The organism is Parvimonas sp. D9 (assembly GCF_035282565.1).
GTDB lineage: Bacteria > Bacillota > Clostridia > Tissierellales > Peptoniphilaceae > Parvimonas > Parvimonas micra.
The window spans coordinates 1-241 of record NZ_JAYKBM010000251.1 but is presented as its reverse complement, the minus strand read 5'-3'; the positions used below and the strand labels follow the sequence as shown (position 1 = coordinate 241).

General features: G+C 61.4%; 1 protein-coding gene. It reads right to left on the bottom strand.

Annotated features, from left to right (window positions below):
• Nucleotides 1-241 (bottom strand): creatininase family protein (locus tag VJI94_RS08765; protein ID WP_324009095.1); only part of this gene is annotated, 241 nt, incomplete at both ends.

The following is a 241-nucleotide window of genomic DNA, read 5'->3' as shown; positions in this document are numbered from 1 at the left end:
ATCTTTGACGACCCGTCCGTACGTCTCGTAACTCAACGACGCCGTGCCCGGATATGCGGCAAAACTTGGCGTGAGTCTGTACGCCAATGCCGGAAAAGCGACGATGTCCGCGCGCTCGGCGACGTCGTTTGCTAGTTTTTGGGCCAGCAACGTGTCCGTGGCGAGGCTGAGAAACGCGTGCTGCTCCGTGCAACCCAGGGGCAAGATGCAACGATCATCGCGCGCCAGCGCCTCCTCCACC